At 66.5% G+C, this 18,755-nt stretch carries 16 protein-coding genes; 6 read left to right on the plus strand and 10 right to left on the minus strand.

From position 1 onward, the window contains the following. Nucleotides 1-230: 230 nt before the first annotated feature. The gene (locus LK540_RS00200; protein WP_229434868.1) at nt 231-1,223 is read left to right on the plus strand and encodes a LysR substrate-binding domain-containing protein; all 993 of its coding nucleotides are present in this window, start codon (nt 231-233) and stop codon (nt 1,221-1,223) included. Between the two features lie 68 nt (nt 1,224-1,291). Here LK540_RS00200 and LK540_RS00205 read toward each other — a convergent pair whose 3' ends face one another. The 3 genes from LK540_RS00205 to ppc all read right to left on the minus strand — a co-directional run bounded on the left by LK540_RS00205 (nt 1,292) and on the right by ppc (nt 6,819). After that, nucleotides 1,292-1,921, minus strand: a complete 630-nt coding sequence (locus LK540_RS00205; protein ID WP_229434870.1) for a PEP-CTERM sorting domain-containing protein — start codon at nt 1,919-1,921, stop codon at nt 1,292-1,294. 166 nt (nt 1,922-2,087) lie between these two features. Then, the gene (locus LK540_RS00210; RefSeq protein ID WP_229434871.1) at nt 2,088-3,746 is read right to left on the minus strand and encodes a TonB C-terminal domain-containing protein; all 1,659 of its coding nucleotides are present in this window, start codon (nt 3,744-3,746) and stop codon (nt 2,088-2,090) included. Between the two features lie 250 nt (nt 3,747-3,996). Next, entirely contained in the window at nt 3,997-6,819 is a 2,823-nt protein-coding gene (gene ppc / locus LK540_RS00215) for a phosphoenolpyruvate carboxylase (protein WP_229434873.1), read from the minus strand. Between the two features lie 267 nt (nt 6,820-7,086). Between ppc and hemC the strand changes: the two genes are divergently transcribed. The 5 genes from hemC to ppa all read left to right on the plus strand — a co-directional run bounded on the left by hemC (nt 7,087) and on the right by ppa (nt 12,098). Further along, nucleotides 7,087-8,058, plus strand: a complete 972-nt coding sequence (hemC, locus tag LK540_RS00220) for a hydroxymethylbilane synthase (RefSeq protein WP_229435900.1) — start codon at nt 7,087-7,089, stop codon at nt 8,056-8,058. Continuing rightward, on the plus strand, nt 8,051-8,830 hold the full coding sequence (locus LK540_RS00225) for a uroporphyrinogen-III synthase (RefSeq protein ID WP_229434875.1): 780 nt from the start codon (nt 8,051-8,053) through the stop codon (nt 8,828-8,830). Before hemC ends, LK540_RS00225 begins: the two co-directional genes overlap by 8 nt. Beyond that, nucleotides 8,827-9,984, plus strand: a complete 1,158-nt coding sequence (locus tag LK540_RS00230) for a uroporphyrinogen-III C-methyltransferase (RefSeq protein WP_229434877.1) — start codon at nt 8,827-8,829, stop codon at nt 9,982-9,984. The genes LK540_RS00225 and LK540_RS00230 overlap by 4 nt, the downstream gene beginning before the upstream one ends. Before the next feature lie 3 nt (nt 9,985-9,987). Beyond that, a complete protein-coding gene (locus tag LK540_RS00235) occupies nt 9,988-11,184 on the plus strand; it encodes a heme biosynthesis HemY N-terminal domain-containing protein (RefSeq protein WP_267498620.1) in 1,197 nt (398 codons plus the stop codon). 371 nt (nt 11,185-11,555) lie between these two features. After that, nucleotides 11,556-12,098, plus strand: coding sequence for an inorganic diphosphatase (gene ppa / locus LK540_RS00240; RefSeq protein ID WP_229434879.1), 543 nt, complete (start codon nt 11,556-11,558; stop codon nt 12,096-12,098). Nucleotides 12,099-12,283: 185 nt separating this feature from the next. Here the strand turns inward: ppa and LK540_RS00245 are convergent, their stop codons facing one another. The 7 genes from LK540_RS00245 to LK540_RS00275 all read right to left on the minus strand — a co-directional run bounded on the left by LK540_RS00245 (nt 12,284) and on the right by LK540_RS00275 (nt 18,755). Beyond that, on the minus strand, nt 12,284-13,726 hold the full coding sequence (locus LK540_RS00245; RefSeq protein WP_229434881.1) for a PA domain-containing protein: 1,443 nt from the start codon (nt 13,724-13,726) through the stop codon (nt 12,284-12,286). Next, nucleotides 13,713-14,144 carry a post-PEP-CTERM-1 domain-containing protein gene (locus tag LK540_RS00250; protein WP_229434882.1) on the minus strand — a complete coding sequence of 144 codons (432 nt, stop codon included), beginning with the start codon at nt 14,142-14,144 and terminating at the stop codon, nt 13,713-13,715. Before LK540_RS00250 ends, LK540_RS00245 begins: the two co-directional genes overlap by 14 nt. A 38-nt stretch (nt 14,145-14,182) precedes the next feature. Continuing rightward, nucleotides 14,183-14,854 carry a choice-of-anchor J family PEP-CTERM protein gene (locus LK540_RS00255; protein ID WP_229434884.1) on the minus strand — a complete coding sequence of 224 codons (672 nt, stop codon included), beginning with the start codon at nt 14,852-14,854 and terminating at the stop codon, nt 14,183-14,185. 249 nt (nt 14,855-15,103) lie between these two features. Beyond that, nucleotides 15,104-16,177, minus strand: a complete 1,074-nt coding sequence (locus tag LK540_RS00260; protein WP_229435902.1) for a branched-chain amino acid ABC transporter permease — start codon at nt 16,175-16,177, stop codon at nt 15,104-15,106. 5 nt (nt 16,178-16,182) lie between these two features. Beyond that, entirely contained in the window at nt 16,183-17,235 is a 1,053-nt protein-coding gene (locus LK540_RS00265; RefSeq protein WP_374041301.1) for a branched-chain amino acid ABC transporter permease, read from the minus strand. 10 nt (nt 17,236-17,245) lie between these two features. Further along, complete coding sequence (locus tag LK540_RS00270; protein ID WP_229434886.1) at nt 17,246-17,971, minus strand: ABC transporter ATP-binding protein; 726 nt, start codon at nt 17,969-17,971, stop codon at nt 17,246-17,248. Continuing rightward, nucleotides 17,964-18,755, minus strand: coding sequence for an ABC transporter ATP-binding protein (locus LK540_RS00275; protein ID WP_229434888.1), 792 nt, complete (start codon nt 18,753-18,755; stop codon nt 17,964-17,966). The genes LK540_RS00270 and LK540_RS00275 overlap by 8 nt, the downstream gene beginning before the upstream one ends.

Raw genomic sequence — 18,755 nt, forward strand, 5'->3', positions numbered from 1 at the left:
TTTCTGCGGCGCCGTAAATCGGCATGCCTGTTTGCAGAAAGTCGAGGCGCGTCGTCGAATCATTATTCCCGCTCTTATTTGCATCTACTCAGAAATAGATGGAAATAAATAATTGCCGGATAATGCGTGCGGGCCGCTGCCTCTGTCGTGTTTTATTTGTAATGAAGTCTAGATAGTCGGCGTGCTCCCCACAATCGACTTTTTGTCCGGACTATTGATAACATGGCGTTATGAATAAACACCCCTCCACCGACGAGACCCTGCTCAAGATGCCTTCGCTGCGGGCGGTGAAGTGCTTCGTGGTGGCGGCGCGCTACCAGAGCTTCACCCGCGCCGCCGAAGCGCTGTGCGTGACCCAGGCCGCAATCAGCCGCCAGATCCGCGAGCTCGAAGAGCACCTCGGCACCATCCTGTTCGAGCGCACCGGGCGTTCGGTGAAGCTGACCAATGCGGGCTCGATCTTCTTCGAGGCGGCCCAGCTGTCGTTCCTGAACATCGCCCAGGCCGCCACCCGCATCCGCAAGGACTACGGCGAACATGCCAGGCGCACGCTGGTGCTGTGCTGTTCGCCGGCGTTCTCGGCCCTGTGGATGGCGCACCGGCTGCCTGACTTCTTCAGCGCCAATCCCGACATCGACCTCGACCTGATCACCACGCAGAATTTCCTGGCGCTGGAGCCGGGCATGTACCCCGATGTCTTCATCACCAAGATGCCGCGCGTGCGCGAGGGCTATGTCAGCGTGCCGCTGTTCCACGATCGGATCTATCCGGTGTGTACGCCGGCCTATCTCGAGGCGCACCCCGGGATCCGCAGCCTGGAGGGACTACGGAATGGCGTGCTGCTGAACCTGAGTCCGCACGGACGGTCGCAGATTGCCGAGCATGTGGATTGGGGCGTATGGCTGGCGATCCATCACCTGGATATCGAAGAGCGCCTGAAGACCGGGGCGCACTACTTCAATGCCAACGACTACAACCTCTTGATCCAGATGGTGCTGACGGGGCAGGGCGTGGCGCTGGGCTTCGACCACCTGGTGGCGCCATTGATCGACAAGGGGTTGTTGATTCGGCCGGTGGAAGAGGAACTGGTGCTGGAAGAGACGCACCATTACTTTGCCTACCGCGAGGACAAGGCGCAGGACAGCGCCCTGGAACGCTTTCGCGGCTGGTTCTTCGGGCAAACCGGTGCGGCTGCCGCGCCCTCAGGGCCTGTTCAGGCGTAAAAAAACCCACGCGAGGTGGGTTGCTGGCGCCGTCCGGTTGCCGGAGCGGCGCGTCGTGGCGGAAGTGCTCAGGCCTTCTTGCCAGCCTTGCGGCGGCTCGCGCCGAGTGCCAGCATGCCCAGGCCCATCAGGCTCAGGCTGAGTGGCTCGGGAACGGCGTTGATCGACACGTTGTCGATGAACGAGGTTACGTCGCCGTTGCCGCCGATGCCGACGAAGCGCAGGGTGTGGGTGCCGGCGCTGAGGGCGATGAAGTCGCTGGTGTAGGTCGTGAACGACGAGTTCGAACCCGGGAGCAGGGTGGTCGCGCCGGTGAAGCTCAGGGCGACGCCGTCGACCAGGACCTGGATGACGTTGCCGCCCCAGCCCCAGCCGCGTGCTTCCGCATCGAACGACAGGGACAGCAGGCTCTTGGTGAAGTTGAAGACTTGCGAAATCTCCGCTTCCTGCTGCAGGAAGGCAGCCTGGGCGCCGGTGGCGTTCGAGACATTGAAGCCCGAGTTGTTCGCGGCGACGCCGGCGTTGCCGCTAAAGGTCCAGCCGTCGACCGTCTGGCCACCCAGGTAGGTGTAGTGGCCGTTCGTGCTCGGCCCTTCGAAACCGCCGTTGACGACACTGTTGACCGGTGTAGCGAATGCGCTGGCCGAAGCCATGGCGAGTGCGGCGGCGATGACGATGCTGCGACCGGTTTGTTTCATGCTTTTCATATACTCTCCTGGAATCAATAATTATGTATATGCAAGATTGATGCCAGGAAAAATATTCCCAGTAGAATCAATGTGTTGACTGTTGGGTACGCTTTTTCATGAGGCGGGCTGTAAAATTTCTCGACAGGCTAGCCGCGTGGGAGCGGACTGGCCGGCGTCATTCCAGGCGGATCGCCATGTCGAAGATCCAGGTGCGGCGAATCTCGATCACGTCGTACTGGCGTGCCAGGGCCGGCGGAAATTTGCCGTAGGGCGCCTGGCTGGTTACGACGTGCTCGATTGCGGCGTCCAGCGCACGCACGCCGCTCGACACCACGAAGGTCACTTTCTCGACCGTGCCGTCGGCGCGCACCGCGACCGTGACGACTGGCTGCGCATGCGGCTGTTTCACCAGTTCGCGCACGGTGTCGAAGGTCTGGTTCATTTCGATCTTCTGGCTCATCGCTTGCGCGTACTGGATCATCTCGGCGTTCGGGTCGCTGCGGCCGAACAGCCAGCCGCGGCGCAGGCCGCTGGTGGTGGGCGGGAGCTTGGCGGCGGCGTCACGCTTTGCGGCTTCTTCGTTCAGCTGGCGGCCGATGGCGCGCAGGCGCTCTTCGCGCTGCGCTTCACGCTCGGCTTTCTCGCGCTGGGCCAGGTCCAGTTTTTTCTGGGCCTGCCTTGCCGCGTCCTGGCGGGCCTGCTCCTGCCTGCCGGCTTCCTGGCGTGCAGCCTCCTGACGCGCCAGTTCCTGCTGCGCCGCTTGCTGGCGGGCGGCTTCTCGCTCGGCGGCTTCCTGGCGGGCGGCTTCCTGCCTGTCTGCTTCGCGTTGCGCCAGGCGTGCCTGTTCCTGGCGTGCGGCCTCGCGCGCGATGGCGTCCTGGCGGGCTGCTTCGCGTTGGGCGGCTTCGCGTCGCGCAGCTTCCTGCTTCTCCGCTTCGCGCTGTGCCAGGCGTGCCTGTTCCTGCTTTGCCTGTTCCAGGCCCGCAGCTTCCTGACGTACAGCTTCCTGACGTACGGCTTCCCGGGCGATGACTTCCTGTCTTGCGGCTTCGCGCCGGGCGGCTTCCTGCCTCTGGGCCTCAAGCTGCGCCTGTCTCGCACCTTCCTCGCGTTCGGCTTCGCGGCGTGCGGCCTCCATGCGCTCGGCGTCCTGGCGCGCCTGCTCGGCAAGCCGCGCCTGTTCCTGCGCTGCTTTCTGGTCCTGTGCCGCGCGGCGTTGCGCTTCCTGCTGCGCCAGTTCCCGGCGCTCGGCTTCCTGGCGTTCGGCCTCCCGCCGCGCGGCATCGGCCTGCGCTGCCTGCTCGGCGCGCGCCTGCGCCTGCAGGATGGCTTCGCGCTGGCGGGTTTCGTCCTGGACGAGTGCGATGCGTTCCGCCTCCCGCTGCGCTGCCTCGCGCGCGGCCGTTTGCTCGGCCTGGGCGGCGTCCTGGCGGCGTTGTTCTTCGTCTGCGGCCTGGGTGTCGGCGATGCTCGGCAGGGTCACGGCGGGACGATCGGCCAGCGGTGCCGGCGGTGCGGGACGCGGAGCAGGGGAAGGGGCAGGTGGTGCGGCAGCGGGCGCCGCTTCCTGCGCGGCTGGTGCCGGCAACGTCATCGTTGCGGGTTTGCCCGACTCGGTGCGCCTGGCTGCGAGGACCGGTGTCGCCTGGACGTCTGGCGATGGTGCGGGAGGTGTTGTCTCGGGCGCCTTCTCGGGCGCCGCTGCGGGCGCGGCGGGCTTCTGCCGGGCCGGCGCCAGCGAAATACGCAGGTCATTCGCGGCGAAGCGCCGTTCTTCCCAGGGGAAGTGCAGGCCGGGGAGGCCGAAGGCTTCACCACCGAGCGTGAGACTCAATAGCAGCGCGTGCGCGAGCACGGAGATTGCGATCGCAATCTGCAGGCGCCTGGGGCCGGGAGGAGTGAAGACGGCAGTTCTCAAATGCGGTAATCGTTGGGTAAACGACAGGATATTAGCAGGCGCGCGGCAAGCACCGCGAATATGGCCGGTCATCGCACGGCGATCGACGCGTGGAGTGATTCAGTCCGGGGACTAAAGTGATCCAGGCTGGGGGCCTGGATCACGAGCCATCCACGCTACGAAACCCTCAGCCCGTGTTACGCAGCCCGGCGGCGACACCATTGATCGACAGGTGAATCCCGCGGTGCACGCGCGGGTCCATTTCGCCGCCTCCGTCTTCGCCCGCCTTGCGCGACATCGCGCGGTGGCGGTGGATCAGCTCGACCTGCAAGTGGTTCAGCGGGTCGAGGTAGGCGAAGCGGTTCTGGATCGAGCGCGCCAGCAGCGGGTTGCCGGCTAGGCGTTCATCGGCGCCGGTGATCGCTTCCAGGCGGCGGATGGTTTCGCCGTGCTCCGCTGCGATGCGCTTGAAGATGCGCTCGCGCAGCGCCGCATCCGGCACCAGTTCGGCGTAGCGCGAGGCAATCGCCAGGTCGGTCTTGGCCAGCACCATGTCCATGTTCGACAGCAGCGTCGCAAAGAAGGGCCACTCCTTGAACATCTCCTGCAGCGTGGCCAGGCGCTCTTCCTGCGGGCCGTCCTGCAGCCAGCCCGCCACCGCCGACCCGAAGCCATACCAGCCCGGCAGCAGCAGGCGGCACTGGCCCCAGGAGAAGCCCCAGGGAATCGCGCGCAGGTCTTCGATGCGGCGCGTCGACTTGCGCGAGGCCGGGCGCGAACCGAGGTTCAGTTCCGCGATCTCGGCAATCGGCGTGGCGGCGAAGAAGTAGTCGGTGAAGCCCGGCGTTTCGTAGACCAGGTTGCGGTAAGCCTTGTATGCACGCTCGGACAGCTCCGCCATCACGCCCTCGAAGCGCGCCAGGCGCTCGGCCTTGGCGCCTTCGGTCGAGTGCGGCGTCAGGCTGGCTTCCAGCGTGGCTGCGACCAGCAGTTCCAGGTTGCGGCGGCCGATCTCGGGGTTCGAGAACTTCGAGGCGATGATCTCGCCCTGTTCGGTCAGGCGGATCTGGCCGTTCACCGTGCCCGGCGGCTGCGCCAGGATCGCCTGGTAGCTCGGGCCGCCGCCGCGGCCGACAGTGCCGCCGCGGCCGTGGAACAGGCGCAGTTTCACTTTCGCGCGCTCGAAGACTTCCACCAGCTTCAGCTCGGCCTGGTACAGCTCCCAGTTCGAGGTGAGGAAGCCCCCGTCCTTGTTCGAGTCCGAGTAGCCGAGCATGACTTCCTGCAGCCGCCCCTGGTGCTCGATCACGCGCGCCACCGGCGCCAAGGCCATCCATTCTTCCATGATGGCGCCCGCGCGCTGCAAGTCCGGGATGGTCTCGAACAGCGGGATCACCATCACGTCCGACTTGCCCTGGGCAACGTGGAGCAGGCCGCCTTCCTTCTGCAGCAGCAGCACTTCCAGCAGGTCGGACACCGCCTCGGTATGCGAAATGATGTAGTTGCGGATCGCGCGCGTGCCGTAGCGCTCGCGGATCTCGCGCGCGGCGCGCACGATGGCCAGCTCGGATTCGGTCTCGTCGGAATAGCGCTCGTACGGCGTGTAGAGCAGGCGTGGCTGCGCCAGTTCGGCCAGCAGCAGTTTCACCTTGTCGTCTTCCGACAGCGCCGCGTAGTCGGCTTCGACGCCGCCTTTTTCGAACAGTTCGGCCAGCACGCGCTCGTGCACGTCCGAAGTCTGGCGCATGTCGAGCGAGGCGAGGTGGAAGCCGAAGATGCGCGCCGCCCGCATCAGGCCCGCCAGGCGCGGGAGGATCAGCATGGCGCCGTGGTTTGCCGTGAGCGAGTCGGCGATGATCTGCAGGTCTTGCGCGAATTCGTTCGCGTCGGCGTAGGGCTCGGCGTGGCCGACTTCCTTGCGCAGGATATTGGTGGCGCCCAGTTCGCGCGCGCTGGCGGCCAGGCGCGCATACATGCCGATCAGGGCGCGGCGGTAGGGTTCGTCCTCGCGGTGCGGCGACTGGTCGGTCGAGCGCTCGGCCAGCGACTGCATGGCGGGCGTGATGTCGACCATCAGCGTGGAGGTCGACAGTTCGGCGCCGAGCGTGTGCACTTCGTCCAGGTACCAGTCGAGGATGGTGGTGGCGTGGCGCATCACGGCGTGGCGCATGGTGCCGGCGTTCACGTTCGGGTTGCCGTCGCGGTCGCCGCCGATCCAGCTGCCCATCTGCACGTAGGCGGCGTCGCCCAGCTGGGCCGGCGCGCCGTGGTATTGCACGCCGATCTCGTCCTCGATGTCGTCGTACAGGGCGGGCAGCTCGCGCAGGAAGGTGATGCGGTAGTAGGAGAGGGCGTTCTCGATTTCGTCGGCCACCGTCAGCTTGGTGTAGCGCAGCATGCGCGTTTGCCACAGGGTGGCGATGCGGGCATGCATCAGCTGCAGGTTGCGCACCTGCTCCTTGGGCGTGAGCGGCAAATCGCGTTCGGCCAGCAGGCGCGCGATGTCGTGCTCGGCGTCGAGGATGCTTTTCCGTTGCACCTCGGTCGGGTGGGCGGTCAGCACCGGCGAGATCAGGGCGTCCTTGAAGAAGCGCTCGACCGTGGTTTGCTCGACGCCGGCGGCGCGCAGCTTGCCGAGCGCGTAGCCGACGCTGCCTTCGCGCGGCGGCGAACCGTTCAGCAGGTGGGTGCGGCGCCGGCGGTTGTGGTGCTGGTCTTCGGCGATGTTCGCCAGGTGCGAAAAGTACGAGAATGCGCGCACCACTGAGATGGTCTGGTTGCGCGTCAGCTTGTGCAGCAGGCTTGTCAACTCCTGGCCGGCCTCGGGATCGGCATCGCGGCGAAAGCGCACGGCGGTCTGGCGGATGGTCTCGACGACGTCAAAGACGGCGTCGCCTTCCTGGTCGCGCAGTACGTCGCCGAGCAGGCGGCCGAGCAGGCGGATATCTTCTTTCAGCGGGGCGTCCTTGTCGGCGCCGGCGAGGGTGTCAGGTACAACTTGTTTGTCCATAGCGACCACTAATCTTCTTAAGTTAGAAACTTAGAGCGTGTGAAAAAACTTCAGGGCAAGGCGCATCGGCGACAGTACACTTGTACGGCGAGACGATGCAACGCAGCCATGGAGGATTTTTTCACGCGCTCGCCGGTTGGTACGTGGCGGTCGGCCACGATCTGCAATGAAGCCCCATGCTAAAATTTATGGTCCTTTGCAAGGGCCTTTACTGGCATCGGCTGGTGAGCAACGACAGTGAAAGAATTTGTTTTGAAAGCATCCGACATGACGCAGCAGGTGGAAGTGCCATCGCAACTGATTATCGCATCGCGCGAGAGCCGCCTCGCCATGTGGCAGGCGGAGCACGTGCGCGACCGTCTCGCCGCATTATATCCAGATTGCCAAATTAGCATCCTCGGGATGACGACGCGTGGCGACCAGATCCTCGACCGCACGCTCTCGAAGGTGGGCGGCAAGGGCCTGTTCGTGAAGGAACTGGAAGTGGCGATGGCCGAGGGCCGCGCCGACCTGGCCGTGCACTCGCTGAAAGACGTGCCGATGGACCTGCCCGAAGGGTTCGAGCTGGCCGCCGTGCTCGAACGCGAAGACCCGCGCGACGCGTTCGTCTCGAACGACTACGCCAGCCTGGATGCACTCCCGCCCGGCGCCGTGGTCGGCACCAGCAGCCTGCGCCGCCAGGCCCTGATCGCCGCGCGCTACCCGCACCTGGTCATTCAGCCGCTGCGCGGCAACCTCGACACCCGCCTGGGCAAGCTCGACCGTGGCGACTACGCCGCCATCATCCTGGCTGCCGCCGGCCTGATCCGCCTCGGATTGCCGCAGCGTATCCGCAGCGTGCTGGACCCGGAGATGAGCCTGCCGGCCGCCGGCCAGGGCGCGATGGCGATCGAGATCGCCAGCAACGAGCGCACCGATGGCGTCGACCTGCGCGCGCTGCTGGCGCCGCTGAACCACGTGGACACCGCCCATGCCGTCATGGCCGAGCGCAAGGTGTCGAAGATCTTCGGCGGCAGCTGCCAGATTCCGCTGGCCGCGCACGCCACGGTCGACGGCGCCAACATGCACCTGCGCGCGATGGTCGCCACGCCCGACGGCAAGCGCAGCGCGTTTGCCGAACTGACCGGCACCGCGAATCAGCCCGAGCTGCTGGGCGAGCGCGTGTCGGCACTGCTGGCACAGCAGGACGCGCAGGCGATCGTCGATGCGGTCAAGCAGGACGCCGCTGCCGATGCCTGACAAGGTCGTCATCACGCGGCCGCGCGCCCAGGCCGATGGCCTGGCGCAAGCCGTTGCCGCGCTGGGACGCACGCCGGTGCTGCTGCCGCTGCTGGAGATCGCGCCGCTGGCCGACCCCTCGGCGCTGCGCGCTGCCCTGGACGAGCTCGACAGCTTTGCCCTGGTCGCTTTCGTTTCGCCGAACGCCATCGACGCCGCATTCGCCCATGTGCCGCATCGGCTGAATGCCTGGCCGCGCCAGGTGGCGCTGGCCGTGCTGGGCGAGGGAAGCCGCGCCGCGCTGGCGCGCCATGGCCTGACCGAGGCCAATGCCACTATCCTCGGGCCGCAGGACCCGACCCGCAGCGACTCCGAGAACCTGCTGGAATCGCTCGACCTGGCGGCCTTGCGCGGCAAGCGCGTGCTGATCGTGCGCGGCGAGTCCGGGCGCGAACTGATGGCCGACGGCTTTCGCGCCGCCGGCGCCGAGGTCAGCGTGGTGCCGGCCTACCGGCGCAGCGTGCCGGTCCTGACGCCGGAACTGGCCGCGGCCTTGCGCGCATTGCTGGCCGAATCGAACGACTGGATACTCACCAGTTCCGAGGCGCTGCGCGGTCTTTTCGGCCTGCTGGCGATGGCCGATCCGTCTTTAGTGGCAAAAATGCAACAGCAGCATGCGATCGTTCCCCATGCGCGCATCGCGGAAACGGCCGCGGCGCTGGGAATGGCGCACGTCACGCTCACCGGCTCGGGCGACGAGCGCCTGCTTGCCGCGTTACAATCTAGAACATGAACGAATTGCCGAATCATCCAGAGCTGCCGCCGACGCAGCCCACCGTTGCGCCCCCGGCGCCGGCTCCCGATTACTCGCGCGCGCCGGTACGCGGCCCGAGCCTGGCCGACACGCTGATGCGTCCGCTGCCGCTGGCCGTGATCGCGCTGGCGGTGCTGCTGGCCGCCCAGACCTGGTCGAGCCACAGCCGCATCAACACGCTGCGCAAGGAGATGGCGCTCAGCCTGCAGAAGGGCAATGAGATCAACGCCGAGACCGCTTCGCTGGCGCGCGACGTTGCCGAGCAGTCGAAGGCCCTGCAGTTGAAGGTCGGGGTGCTGGAAAGCCGCCAGATGGAGAGCCAGAGCCAGCAGCTGGCGCTCGAGCAGCTCTACCAGGACCTGTCGAAGAGCCGCGACGAATGGGCGCTGTCGGAAGTCGAGCAGGTGCTGTCGACGGCCAGCCAGCAGCTGCAATTGGCCGGCAACGTGCAGGGCGCGCTGATCGCGCTGCAGAACGCCGACCGTTCGCTGTCGCGTTCCGACAAGCCGCAGTTCATCACCGTGCGCCGCGCGATTGCCAGCGACATGGAAAAACTCAAGGCCCTGCCGGCGGTGGACCTGGCCGGCGTGGCCGTGCGCCTCGACAGCGTGATCGCCCAGGTCGACACGCTGCCGCTGGTGTCCGACGAAAAGCCGCTGCTGCCGGCCGTGCCGGTGCGCGAAGCGCGCGTGCAGGAGAAAAGCGCCGCGGCATCCGCCCCGGCCGGAGCGGCTGCGCCGGCGCCGCTGGGCGTGGGCGAGCGCATGGTGCAAACCTGGCGCAACTGGACCCAGGAAATGTGGGACGACATCCGCCAGCTGATCCGCGTGCGCAGCGTGAACACGCCGGACGCGCTGATGCTGTCGCCAGACCAGCGTTATTTCGTGCGCGAGAACCTGAAACTGCGCCTGCTAAACGCGCGCATGGCGCTGCTCTCGCGCGACGAAGGCACCTTCGGCGACGACCTGACCGCCGCGCGCCAGACCCTGGACAAGTATTTCGACACGCGGGCCCGTACGACCCAGCAGGCGCAGGCGGCGCTGCGCCAGGTGCAGGCGAACAACCTGTCGATCGAGATGCCGACGCTGGCCGACAGCCTGAACGCCGTGCGCAACTACAAGACGAAGCCCTGATCCATGCGTTTACTCCTCTGGTTAGTCGCCCTGATGGCTGCCGCCATCGGCATCGCCGTGACGGCGCGCTTCAATCCGGGCAACGTGGTGCTGTTCTACCCGCCGCACCGGATCGACATGTCGCTGAACCTGTTCGTGGTGCTGCTGGCGCTGCTGTTCCTGATGCTCTACGGCCTGGTGCGCGCGGTGCGCTCGACGCTGCGCATGCCGCAGCGCGTGGCCGCCTACCGCCTGCGCAAGCGCGAGCGCGAAGGCAACAAGGGCCTGCGCGACGCCCTGAAGGCCTTGCTGGAAGGACGCTTCGGCCACGCCGAAAAGGCGGCCATGCGCGCCGCCGAGCTGCCCGAGAACGCCGGCCTGGCGGCCCTGATCGGCGCCCGCGCCGCGCACCGCATGCGCGAGCCGGCGCGGCGCGACGCCTGGCTGGCCGGCATCGCGGGCGACAACAGCATGAAAACGGCGCGCCTGATGACCGTCATCGAGCTGCTGGTCGACGACCACCAGCCGGAGGCGGCGCTGCAGGCGGCCGATGAACTGAACGCCAGCGGCCAGCGCCACATCCACGCGCTGCAATGGTCGATGAAGGCGCACCAGCAGGCGCGCAACTGGCCGGAAGTGCTGCGCCTGGTGCGCATCCTGGATAAACGCAAGGCGCTGCACCCCGCGCTGGCAGCGCGGCTGCGCGAGCTGGCCTACGAGGCGCTGCTGTCGGAAGAGGGCCACGATCCGGAGGCGATCCGCCGCGTGTGGGCCGAGGTGCCGGCGGCGGACCGTACCCAGCCCTACATCGCGGCGCGCGCCGCCACCGCTTTCAATGCCAGCGGCCTGCACGACGAGGCGCGCGTGATTGCCGAGGAGGCACTGCGCGCGGGCTGGGACGAGCGGGTGGTGCGGGCTTACCGCGATGCGGCCGGGCCGGCGGGATCGGCCACGCTGCTGGCGCAGATCGAGAACTGCGAAGGCTGGCTGCGCGAGCGTCCGAACGATGCGGAACTGGCGTTCGCGCTGGGCTCGCTGTGCCTGCGCCAGAAGCTGTGGGGCAAGGCGCAGCGCTACCTGGAGCAGGCATTGTCGGATGCGACGGATTCGGCGATGGTGCGCGACGTGCACCTGAAGCTGGCCCAGCTGCACGAGGCGCTGGGGCAGGATGCGAAGGCAGCGGGGCATTATCGGCATAGTGCGTTGGCGAATATTCTTTGATCGGTTTTTGGGACACCGATTGCTGCTGGTAATGGGGCTGTTGCCTGTACCGTTATCGGTACGTTGAATCCGCGTGGGCACGGAGTGCCCACCCTACGGGAAAGGTTCCGGGCCACAAAGCATTACGCTAACGTCGGGGTTTCCTTTTCGAGGCACGCAGTGCCGAACCCGCGGCCTCATCCGTAGGGTGGGCACTCCGTGCCCACGCGGATCAAACACACCACGAACGGCACAGGCAACAGCCCCACTACCGCTCGCGCACCGCCTTTCAAACCGCAATGCCGCACGGCACCCCACCGCACCGCACAAGCCCATGCCTATTCGATATAATGCTTCCCTTTATTGAATCTTCAGCAACCAAGGAACACTCCATGAGCTTGAACAACGTCCCAGCCGGCCGCGATGTGCCGAACGATTTCAACGTCATCATCGAAATCCCGATGAACGCCGATCCGATCAAGTACGAAGTGGACAAGGACACCGGCGCGATCTTCGTCGATCGCTTCATGGGCACCGCGATGCACTACCCGTGCAACTACGGCTACGTGCCGCAAACCCTGTCGGACGACGGCGACCCATGCGACGTGCTGGTCATCACCCCGTTCCCGCTGATTCCTGGCGTGGTCGTGCGTTGCCGCGCGATCGGCGTGCTGAAGATGACCGACGAAGGCGGCGGTGACGCCAAGGTCCTGGCTGTGCCGGTCGACAAGATCCTGCCGATCTACAGCCACTGGCAAAAGCCGGAAGACCTGCAAGACCTGCGCCTGCAGCAGATCCAGCACTTCTTCGAGCACTACAAGGACCTCGAAAAAGGCAAGTGGGTCAAGGTCGAGGGCTGGGCTGGTCCAGACGAAGCGAAAGCCGAGATCGTCAATGGCGTCAAGGCTTACAACGCCAAGCAGCAACAGCAGTAATACCCATAGGCGCCTCATCGGCGCCGTGAAAAAAGGCCGGCACCCTCGGGTGGCCGGCCTTTTGTTTTGCTACCGCCTGTCGGCTGCCGCTTCGGCGACCGCGTTTCACCTTCGCCGAACAACCGAACCCAGCGGTTACAGTCTTCAGCAGCTACAGCCTCCAGCAGCCACAGCCTCCAGCAATATCACCAGCCAATGTCCTGCAGCAGCGGATACGTCAGGTCGCGCGGCGGCGTGACCGTGTGCGACAGGTCCGAGTTGATCGACGGCTCCATCAACTGGTTCGGCTTGGCATCGGTCGTGTAGTGCGAGGTCGACGAGCCCGGTGCGTTGGTGGTTGGCGTGTACATCAGGATGCGGCGCTGGGCGTCGGTGCCGGCCAGGCGGGTCGGGTCGATGCCGAGGCTGGCCGTCACGCCGGAACGGGTGCGCGAACGCGAAGCCAGCGCGGCGCGCAGGGTGTTGCCGGCTTCCTGGGTAACGCGTACCGACGGAATCGTGATGCTCGGATCGTCTCCGCTCATGCCGACCGCTTCGCCCGGCGCGTTATCCGCCACGATCATGCCGATCGCACCGGCAGCCTGGACGTTGCGCGCCTTGGCGACGAAGTCGCAGCTGCCGCGCGAGACCAGGGCGATATTGCCGCGTACCGCCAGCGCATTCACCTCGTTCAGGGCGGTACAGGCCAGGCCGGTGCCGTCGGGCTGCTCGACCACCGGCATCAGCTGGCCGGTGACGGCCGTGGCGCCCAGCGGCGGGCCGAAGGAGGCGTCGCCCACTTCGTAATTGCCGGCGGCGTTGCCGGCGGCGCTGCCAGCGACTGTCAGGCGCGATTTCGGATCGAGCACCTGGGGCACGGCCGCGGTGACGATCGGGCCGTTCCACGACAGGCCGTCGCCGCTGATGGCCGAGGCCACGCGCTCGGCAGGCGTCATGTCGACCCACAGGCGCTCGGTACGGTTGTCGACTAGGTAGTGGTCCCAGATCGAGGGGATGTCCTGGATCTCGGCGCCGGTTTCGTCGTCGGTGAAGGTCTGGAAGCCGAGACCGTGCGCCATTTCGTGCAGTAGCACGGTGACCAGGTCGATCTGGCCGGCGGCGTTGTTGTCGGTGCCGAGGTAGAAGCCGGAGCCGGGCAGGCAGTCGGCGAACAGGCCAAGGCGCGAATTGAAGCGCGCAATGATGTGCGGCTCGCCCGGCGTGGCGACGTCGACCCCGGCCAGCTTGCTGGCCAGCGCGCTCGGGTACCAGGTGTTCTGGCGCGGCGCGTTGGTGAAGTCGGACCAGATCTCGTTGGCGCCGGCCGAGCCGAGCACGGCGCTGTTGGCGGTGCACGAGAGCGGCACGAAGGAGGCGCCGATGCGGATCGGCACGTTGCTGGTGAGCGTGGCGCCCCAGATGTTGGCGGCGTACTGGAAGGCGTACAGGCGCTGCTGGCCGAGCGTGGTGCCCGGGTTGCCGCCGACCGGGGTGGCCGGCGTGGGGTCGTTGAAGCCGATGCCGGCGGCGTTCTGGTTGACGATGGTGATGGTGGCCGCCTGCACGGGCGCGGCGAATGCCGCAAAGGCGAGGGCGAGGGCAGCTGAAAATGCGGCGGCCGGGCGCTGCAGGGAATTAGCGGACTTCATGGCGACCCTCCTTGTCATCGTGTGCCTGCGTGGCTTGCCCGGTTTGCCCGTCTTGCCGGCTGTGCTTGGCATGGTCGTGCACGGCCTGCTCGGCCGCCTGCGCGCCATGGACGCACTGGTCGCTCAGCTTGCCGTCGCCGTCGCGCGTGACTACCGAATACACGAGGCCGCGCTCGCCCAGGCGTACCTGGCGCGCGCCGCCCGGGTGGGTGACCATGGCCGGGCGCGCCGGCGCCGCCATCGCGGCAGTCGACTTGGGCGCGAGGGCGCGGCTTTCGGCCGCGGTGGGGGCGCGCAGCTGGCCGGTCTGGGCGTCGCGGACGACGACCATGCCTTGCTGGTCCTGGGCTGAGGCGTGATGCGGCATGAGGCAGATGGCGGCCAGGGGCAGCGCCGCTAACATTTTTTTGGATGACATGGTGGGTCTCCGGAACGCGTTGAATTGCTCGGTTTGCTTCAGTCAGCCTGCCTGCGGCGCATGAAAGTCAGGGCGCCCAGGCCAAGGGCCAGCATTGCGTACAGCGAAGGTTCCGGCACCGCCGTGACTACTCGGACCGTATCGAGGCCGACATAGTTCAGGCTATCGGCGGAGCCGACGTAGCGGAACGCGAACCGGCCTTCGCCCTGGAGGTTGAGGTTGAGGTTGCTGCTCCAGGCGGTCCAGTTGGTGGGGTAGGGCGAGCCCACGCCGCCGAAGGTGGCCAGCAGGGTGTTGAAGGCGGTGGTGCCGCCGTTGCTGCCGGCCGCCCAGCGCACTTCCAGGAAGTCGGAGAAGCCGGGCGTCGCTTCGTGCGCGGTGTAGAACGAGAAGCTGGTCAGGCCGGTGAGGTTCAGCAGCGGCGTGATCAGCCAGTTGTCGACCACGCCCTGGCCGTTGGCGGCGCCGAGGTAGTTGGCGGCGGCATAGGCGTTCGGCGCGCCGGACTGGGCGCCGAACACGTCGGCATTGCCCTGGAACCAGTTGGTGCCGGGCGGCACGCTGTTGTTGACCAGGGTCCAGCCGGGGAGGGAGGCGACGTTGTCGAAGCCTTCGTTGAGGATTTCCACGCCCGCGGCACTGGCGGCCCCGGGCGCGAATGCCGCCAGCGCAAGCGCGCCGGCCGCTGCGTACGACTTGAGAGAGTTCATGGGTGAGCTTTCATGCGAAGCCAGAGGGATGGCATCGAACTCGCGCCTGGCTGACACGAGGCCATGGTTCAGTTCATCATATGAGCTGAACAAGAGCGAACCTTGATCTTTATTCAAGGTGTGCTGTAACTCGGCGGTTTGGGGGGAGGGGTGGTAGGGTGGGTGCAAGTGCCCACCCTACGAAAACCGGAGATGTTCAGCGGGGAGTGGCAAGCGCGGACAGAGGTGTCCGCGCCTCTGAAAGAACGTTCAGCGTTTCGCGAAATAGCTGCGCAGCCGCAGCTTGCCCACGATCCCGACCGGGAAGAAATAGATCGACAGCACGAACAACACGCCCAGCCACAGCATCCAGCGGTCTGGATGCAGGGCCGCCGCCAGCAGCGGCACGCCTTCCAGCGCGCTCGAGCCGTGCGCCATCAGTTCTTTCAAATAGTTCTGCGCCAGGATGAACAGCGCGGCCCCCACCACCGCGCCGTACATCGTGCCCATGCCGCCGATGACGACGATCAGCAGGATATCGGTCATCACCTCGAAACCGAGCGAGGTCTTCGGCCCGACATAGCGCAGCCACAGCGCCATCAGCGCGCCGGCCAGGGCCGCCACCAGCGCCGCCAGGCAGTTGGCCCAGATGCGGTAGACGACGGTGCGGTAGCCCAGCGCCTCGGCGCGGAATTCATTTTCGCGGATCGCCTGCAGCACCCGCCCGAACGGCGAATTCACCAGCCGCAGCAGGAACAGGAAGAGCAGCAGGCAGCCGAAGAACACCAGGTAATAGGTGAGCAGCTTGCCGTCGATGGCGCGCCCGAACACCTCGTTTTCCACCAGCGTGAAGCCGGGCGTCAACACTTCCGGCACGCTGAAGGTCTTGCCGTCCTCGCCGCCGGTCAAATCCGACAGTTGCGACGCCAGCACGGCAAACGAAGAAGCCACGGCCAGCGTGATCATGGCGTAGAAAATCGCCCGCACGCGCAGCGCGAACAGGCCGACGACAAAGGCCAGCACCAGGGCCAGCAGCAGCGCCAGGCCCAGGCCTTTCAAGGCCACGCCCCAGGTCGGTTCATCGACGGACGCCAGCCCCAGCCCGATGCCGTAGGCGCCGATCCCGTAGAACATGGTGTGCGCGAACGAGACGATGCCGGTATAGCCGAGCAGCAGGTCGTAGGAGGCCACCAGCACGATGTAGACGCAGATGGTGGCCGCCATGTTCAGCGGACGCGCGCCGCTGGTTAGAAAGGGCGCGAACGCCAGCGCGAGCAGGATCAGGACCAGCACGGCGGACAGGATGCGGCTGCGCGGCAGGTCGCCGGAAAGAAGTCGGTTCATCATGCTCAGCTCCGCATCTTCGAATACAGCCCGGCTGGGCGCCACAGCAGGATCGCGATCATCAGGATGATGTTCGACACCAGTGCGATTTTTGGGGCCAGGAAGCCGGCGTAGTTGGCCACCAGCGCCATCAGCAGCGCGCCGATGAAGCAGCCGCCCACCGACCCCAGGCCGCCGATGATGATGACGATGAAGATCATGATCATGATCTCGCCGCCCATGGCCGCCGACAGGGTTTCCTTGTACAGGCCCCACATCACGCCGCCCAGGCCGGCCAGCGCGGAACCGGCCGCGAACACGCCGACGAACAGGCGGCGGATGCGGTAGCCCAGGCTCTCGACCATCTCGCCGTTTTCCACGCCGGCGCGGATCAGGAGGCCGATCTTGGTGCGGTTCAGGACCAGGAACATGCCGGCGAAGACCACCAGCCCGACGATCACTGCCACCAGCCGGTATTTTTCGATGGCCGCGTCGCCGAGGAAGATGGCGCCGCGCAGGCTGGTGGGCAGCGGCAGCGGAATGGTTTCGGCGCCCCAGATCACGTTGATCAATTGTTCGGCGACGATCATGCCGCCCATGGTGATCAGGATCTGTTTCAAATGCTGGCCGTAGACAGGCATGATGATCACGCGCTCGAAGGCCCAGCCGAGCAGGGCGGTGACCAGCATCGCCACCGTCACCGCCAGGGCCAGCACGCCGAGGTTCACCAATAGCGAATCCATTTCGAGCCAGCCGCGCATCGGCAGCAGCACGAGGGTGGCGGCAAAGGCCCCCACGGAGACAAAGGCGCCATGGCCGAAGTTCAGCACGTTCATCAAACCGAACACCAGGGTCAGGCCGCTGGCCATGATGAAGATCATCATGCCCATGGCGAGGCCGGCGACGGTCAGCGTGACCCAGGTCGGGAAGCTGCCGACCAGCGGCAGCATGAGCAGGGCCAGTACAGGCACCAGCAGCACCGGCGCGATGTCGCGCGGCGCGCTCGGCAAGGGCGCATCGGCCTGCGGTGGCGGCATGGCAGCCGGTGCGGCCGGCGTGCGAGGGAGAGTAGCGCTCATGATAGAGGTCCTATTGGTGTGCGGCCAGCGACAGGCCGAGCAGGCGCTGTTGCAATGCGTCGTCGTTCGCCAGCGCCGCCATCGTGCCGGCGTGGGCCACGCGGCCGTCGTCCATCACGCTCACGGTGTCGCCGAGCGAGCGCACGAAGTTGAAGTTCTGCTCGACCAGCAGGATGGTGGTGTCGTGCTCCTTCAGCTCGCGGAAGGCGGCGATCAGGCTTTGCACGATGGCGGGTGCGAGGCCCTTGGTCGGCTCGTCCACCAGCAGCAGCTTGCGCGGCTCGACGATGGCGCGGGCGATCGCCACCATCTGCTTCTGGCCGCCCGAGAGGTTCCCCGCCGGGTAGTTCCAGAATTTTTTCAGGGCCGGGAAGAAGCCGAAGATCCACTCCACACGCGCCTCGTCCATCGGTCCGCTGCGCGCGGCCAGGTGCAGGTTCTCGCGCACGGTGAGGTCCGAGAACACGGCCATGCTTTCCGGGACGTAGGCGATGCCGAGGCGGGCGATGTCGGGCGTGGCCAGTTTACCGATGTCCTGGCCGTCGAAATGGATGCTGCCGGCGCTGGCCTTCCACAGGCCCATGATGGTGCGCAGGGTGGTGGTCTTGCCGGCGCCGTTACGGCCGAGCAGCACCGACAGGCCGCCGCGCGGGACCACCAGGTCCACGCCTTGCAGGATGTGGTACTGGCCGATGTGGGTGTGCACACCCGAGAGGCGCAACAGGGGTTCAGCCATGGGCAGCGGCGGGTTCGGTGTCGGGTGTTCCAAGATAGGCTTCCTGTACGATCTTCGATTGCATCACTTCATGCGGGTTGCCGTCCGCGACCAGGGTGCCGTTGTGCAGCACGATGATGCGGTCGGCCAGCTGGCGCACCACGTCCATCTTGTGCTCGACCAGCAGCACGGTTTTGGTGGTGTCGCGCTTGACCGACTGGATCAGTTCCAGCACCACCGGCACCTCGTCCACGCTCATGCCGGCGGTCGGCTCGTCGAACATCAGGATGCGCGGCTCCAGCGCCAGCAGGATCGCCACTTCCAGCTTGCGCTGGTCGCCGTGCGACAGCGAGCCGACGCGCGCCTCGCGCTTCGCCGACATCGCCACGCGCTCCAGGTAATGCTCGGCGCGCGCGATGAGTTCCTTGTGCCCGAACCACACCGAGAACATATTCATGCCCAGCCCGGCGCGGCTCTGTACCGCCAGGCGCACGTTTTCCATCACCGTCAGGTTCGGAAACAGATTCGTGAGCTGGAAGGCGCGCCCGATGCCCAGGCGCGTGCGGCGCGCGGCGCCGGCCTTGGTCACGTCGTGGCCGTCCAGCAGCACGCTGCCCGAGGTGGCCGGCAACTGGCCCGACACCAGGTTGAAATAGGTGGTCTTGCCGGCGCCGTTCGGGCCGACGATCACGGTCAGCGTGCCCGGATAAAAATCCGCCGTCACCGCGTTGACCGCGACGTGGCCGCCGAAGCGGATCGTCAGGTCGCGCGTCGACAGCGAAGGGGCTTGGTCGGTGGCCGCCAT

Source organism: Massilia sp. IC2-278 (assembly GCF_020708045.1).
Taxonomy (GTDB): Bacteria; Pseudomonadota; Gammaproteobacteria; order Burkholderiales; family Burkholderiaceae_D; genus Telluria.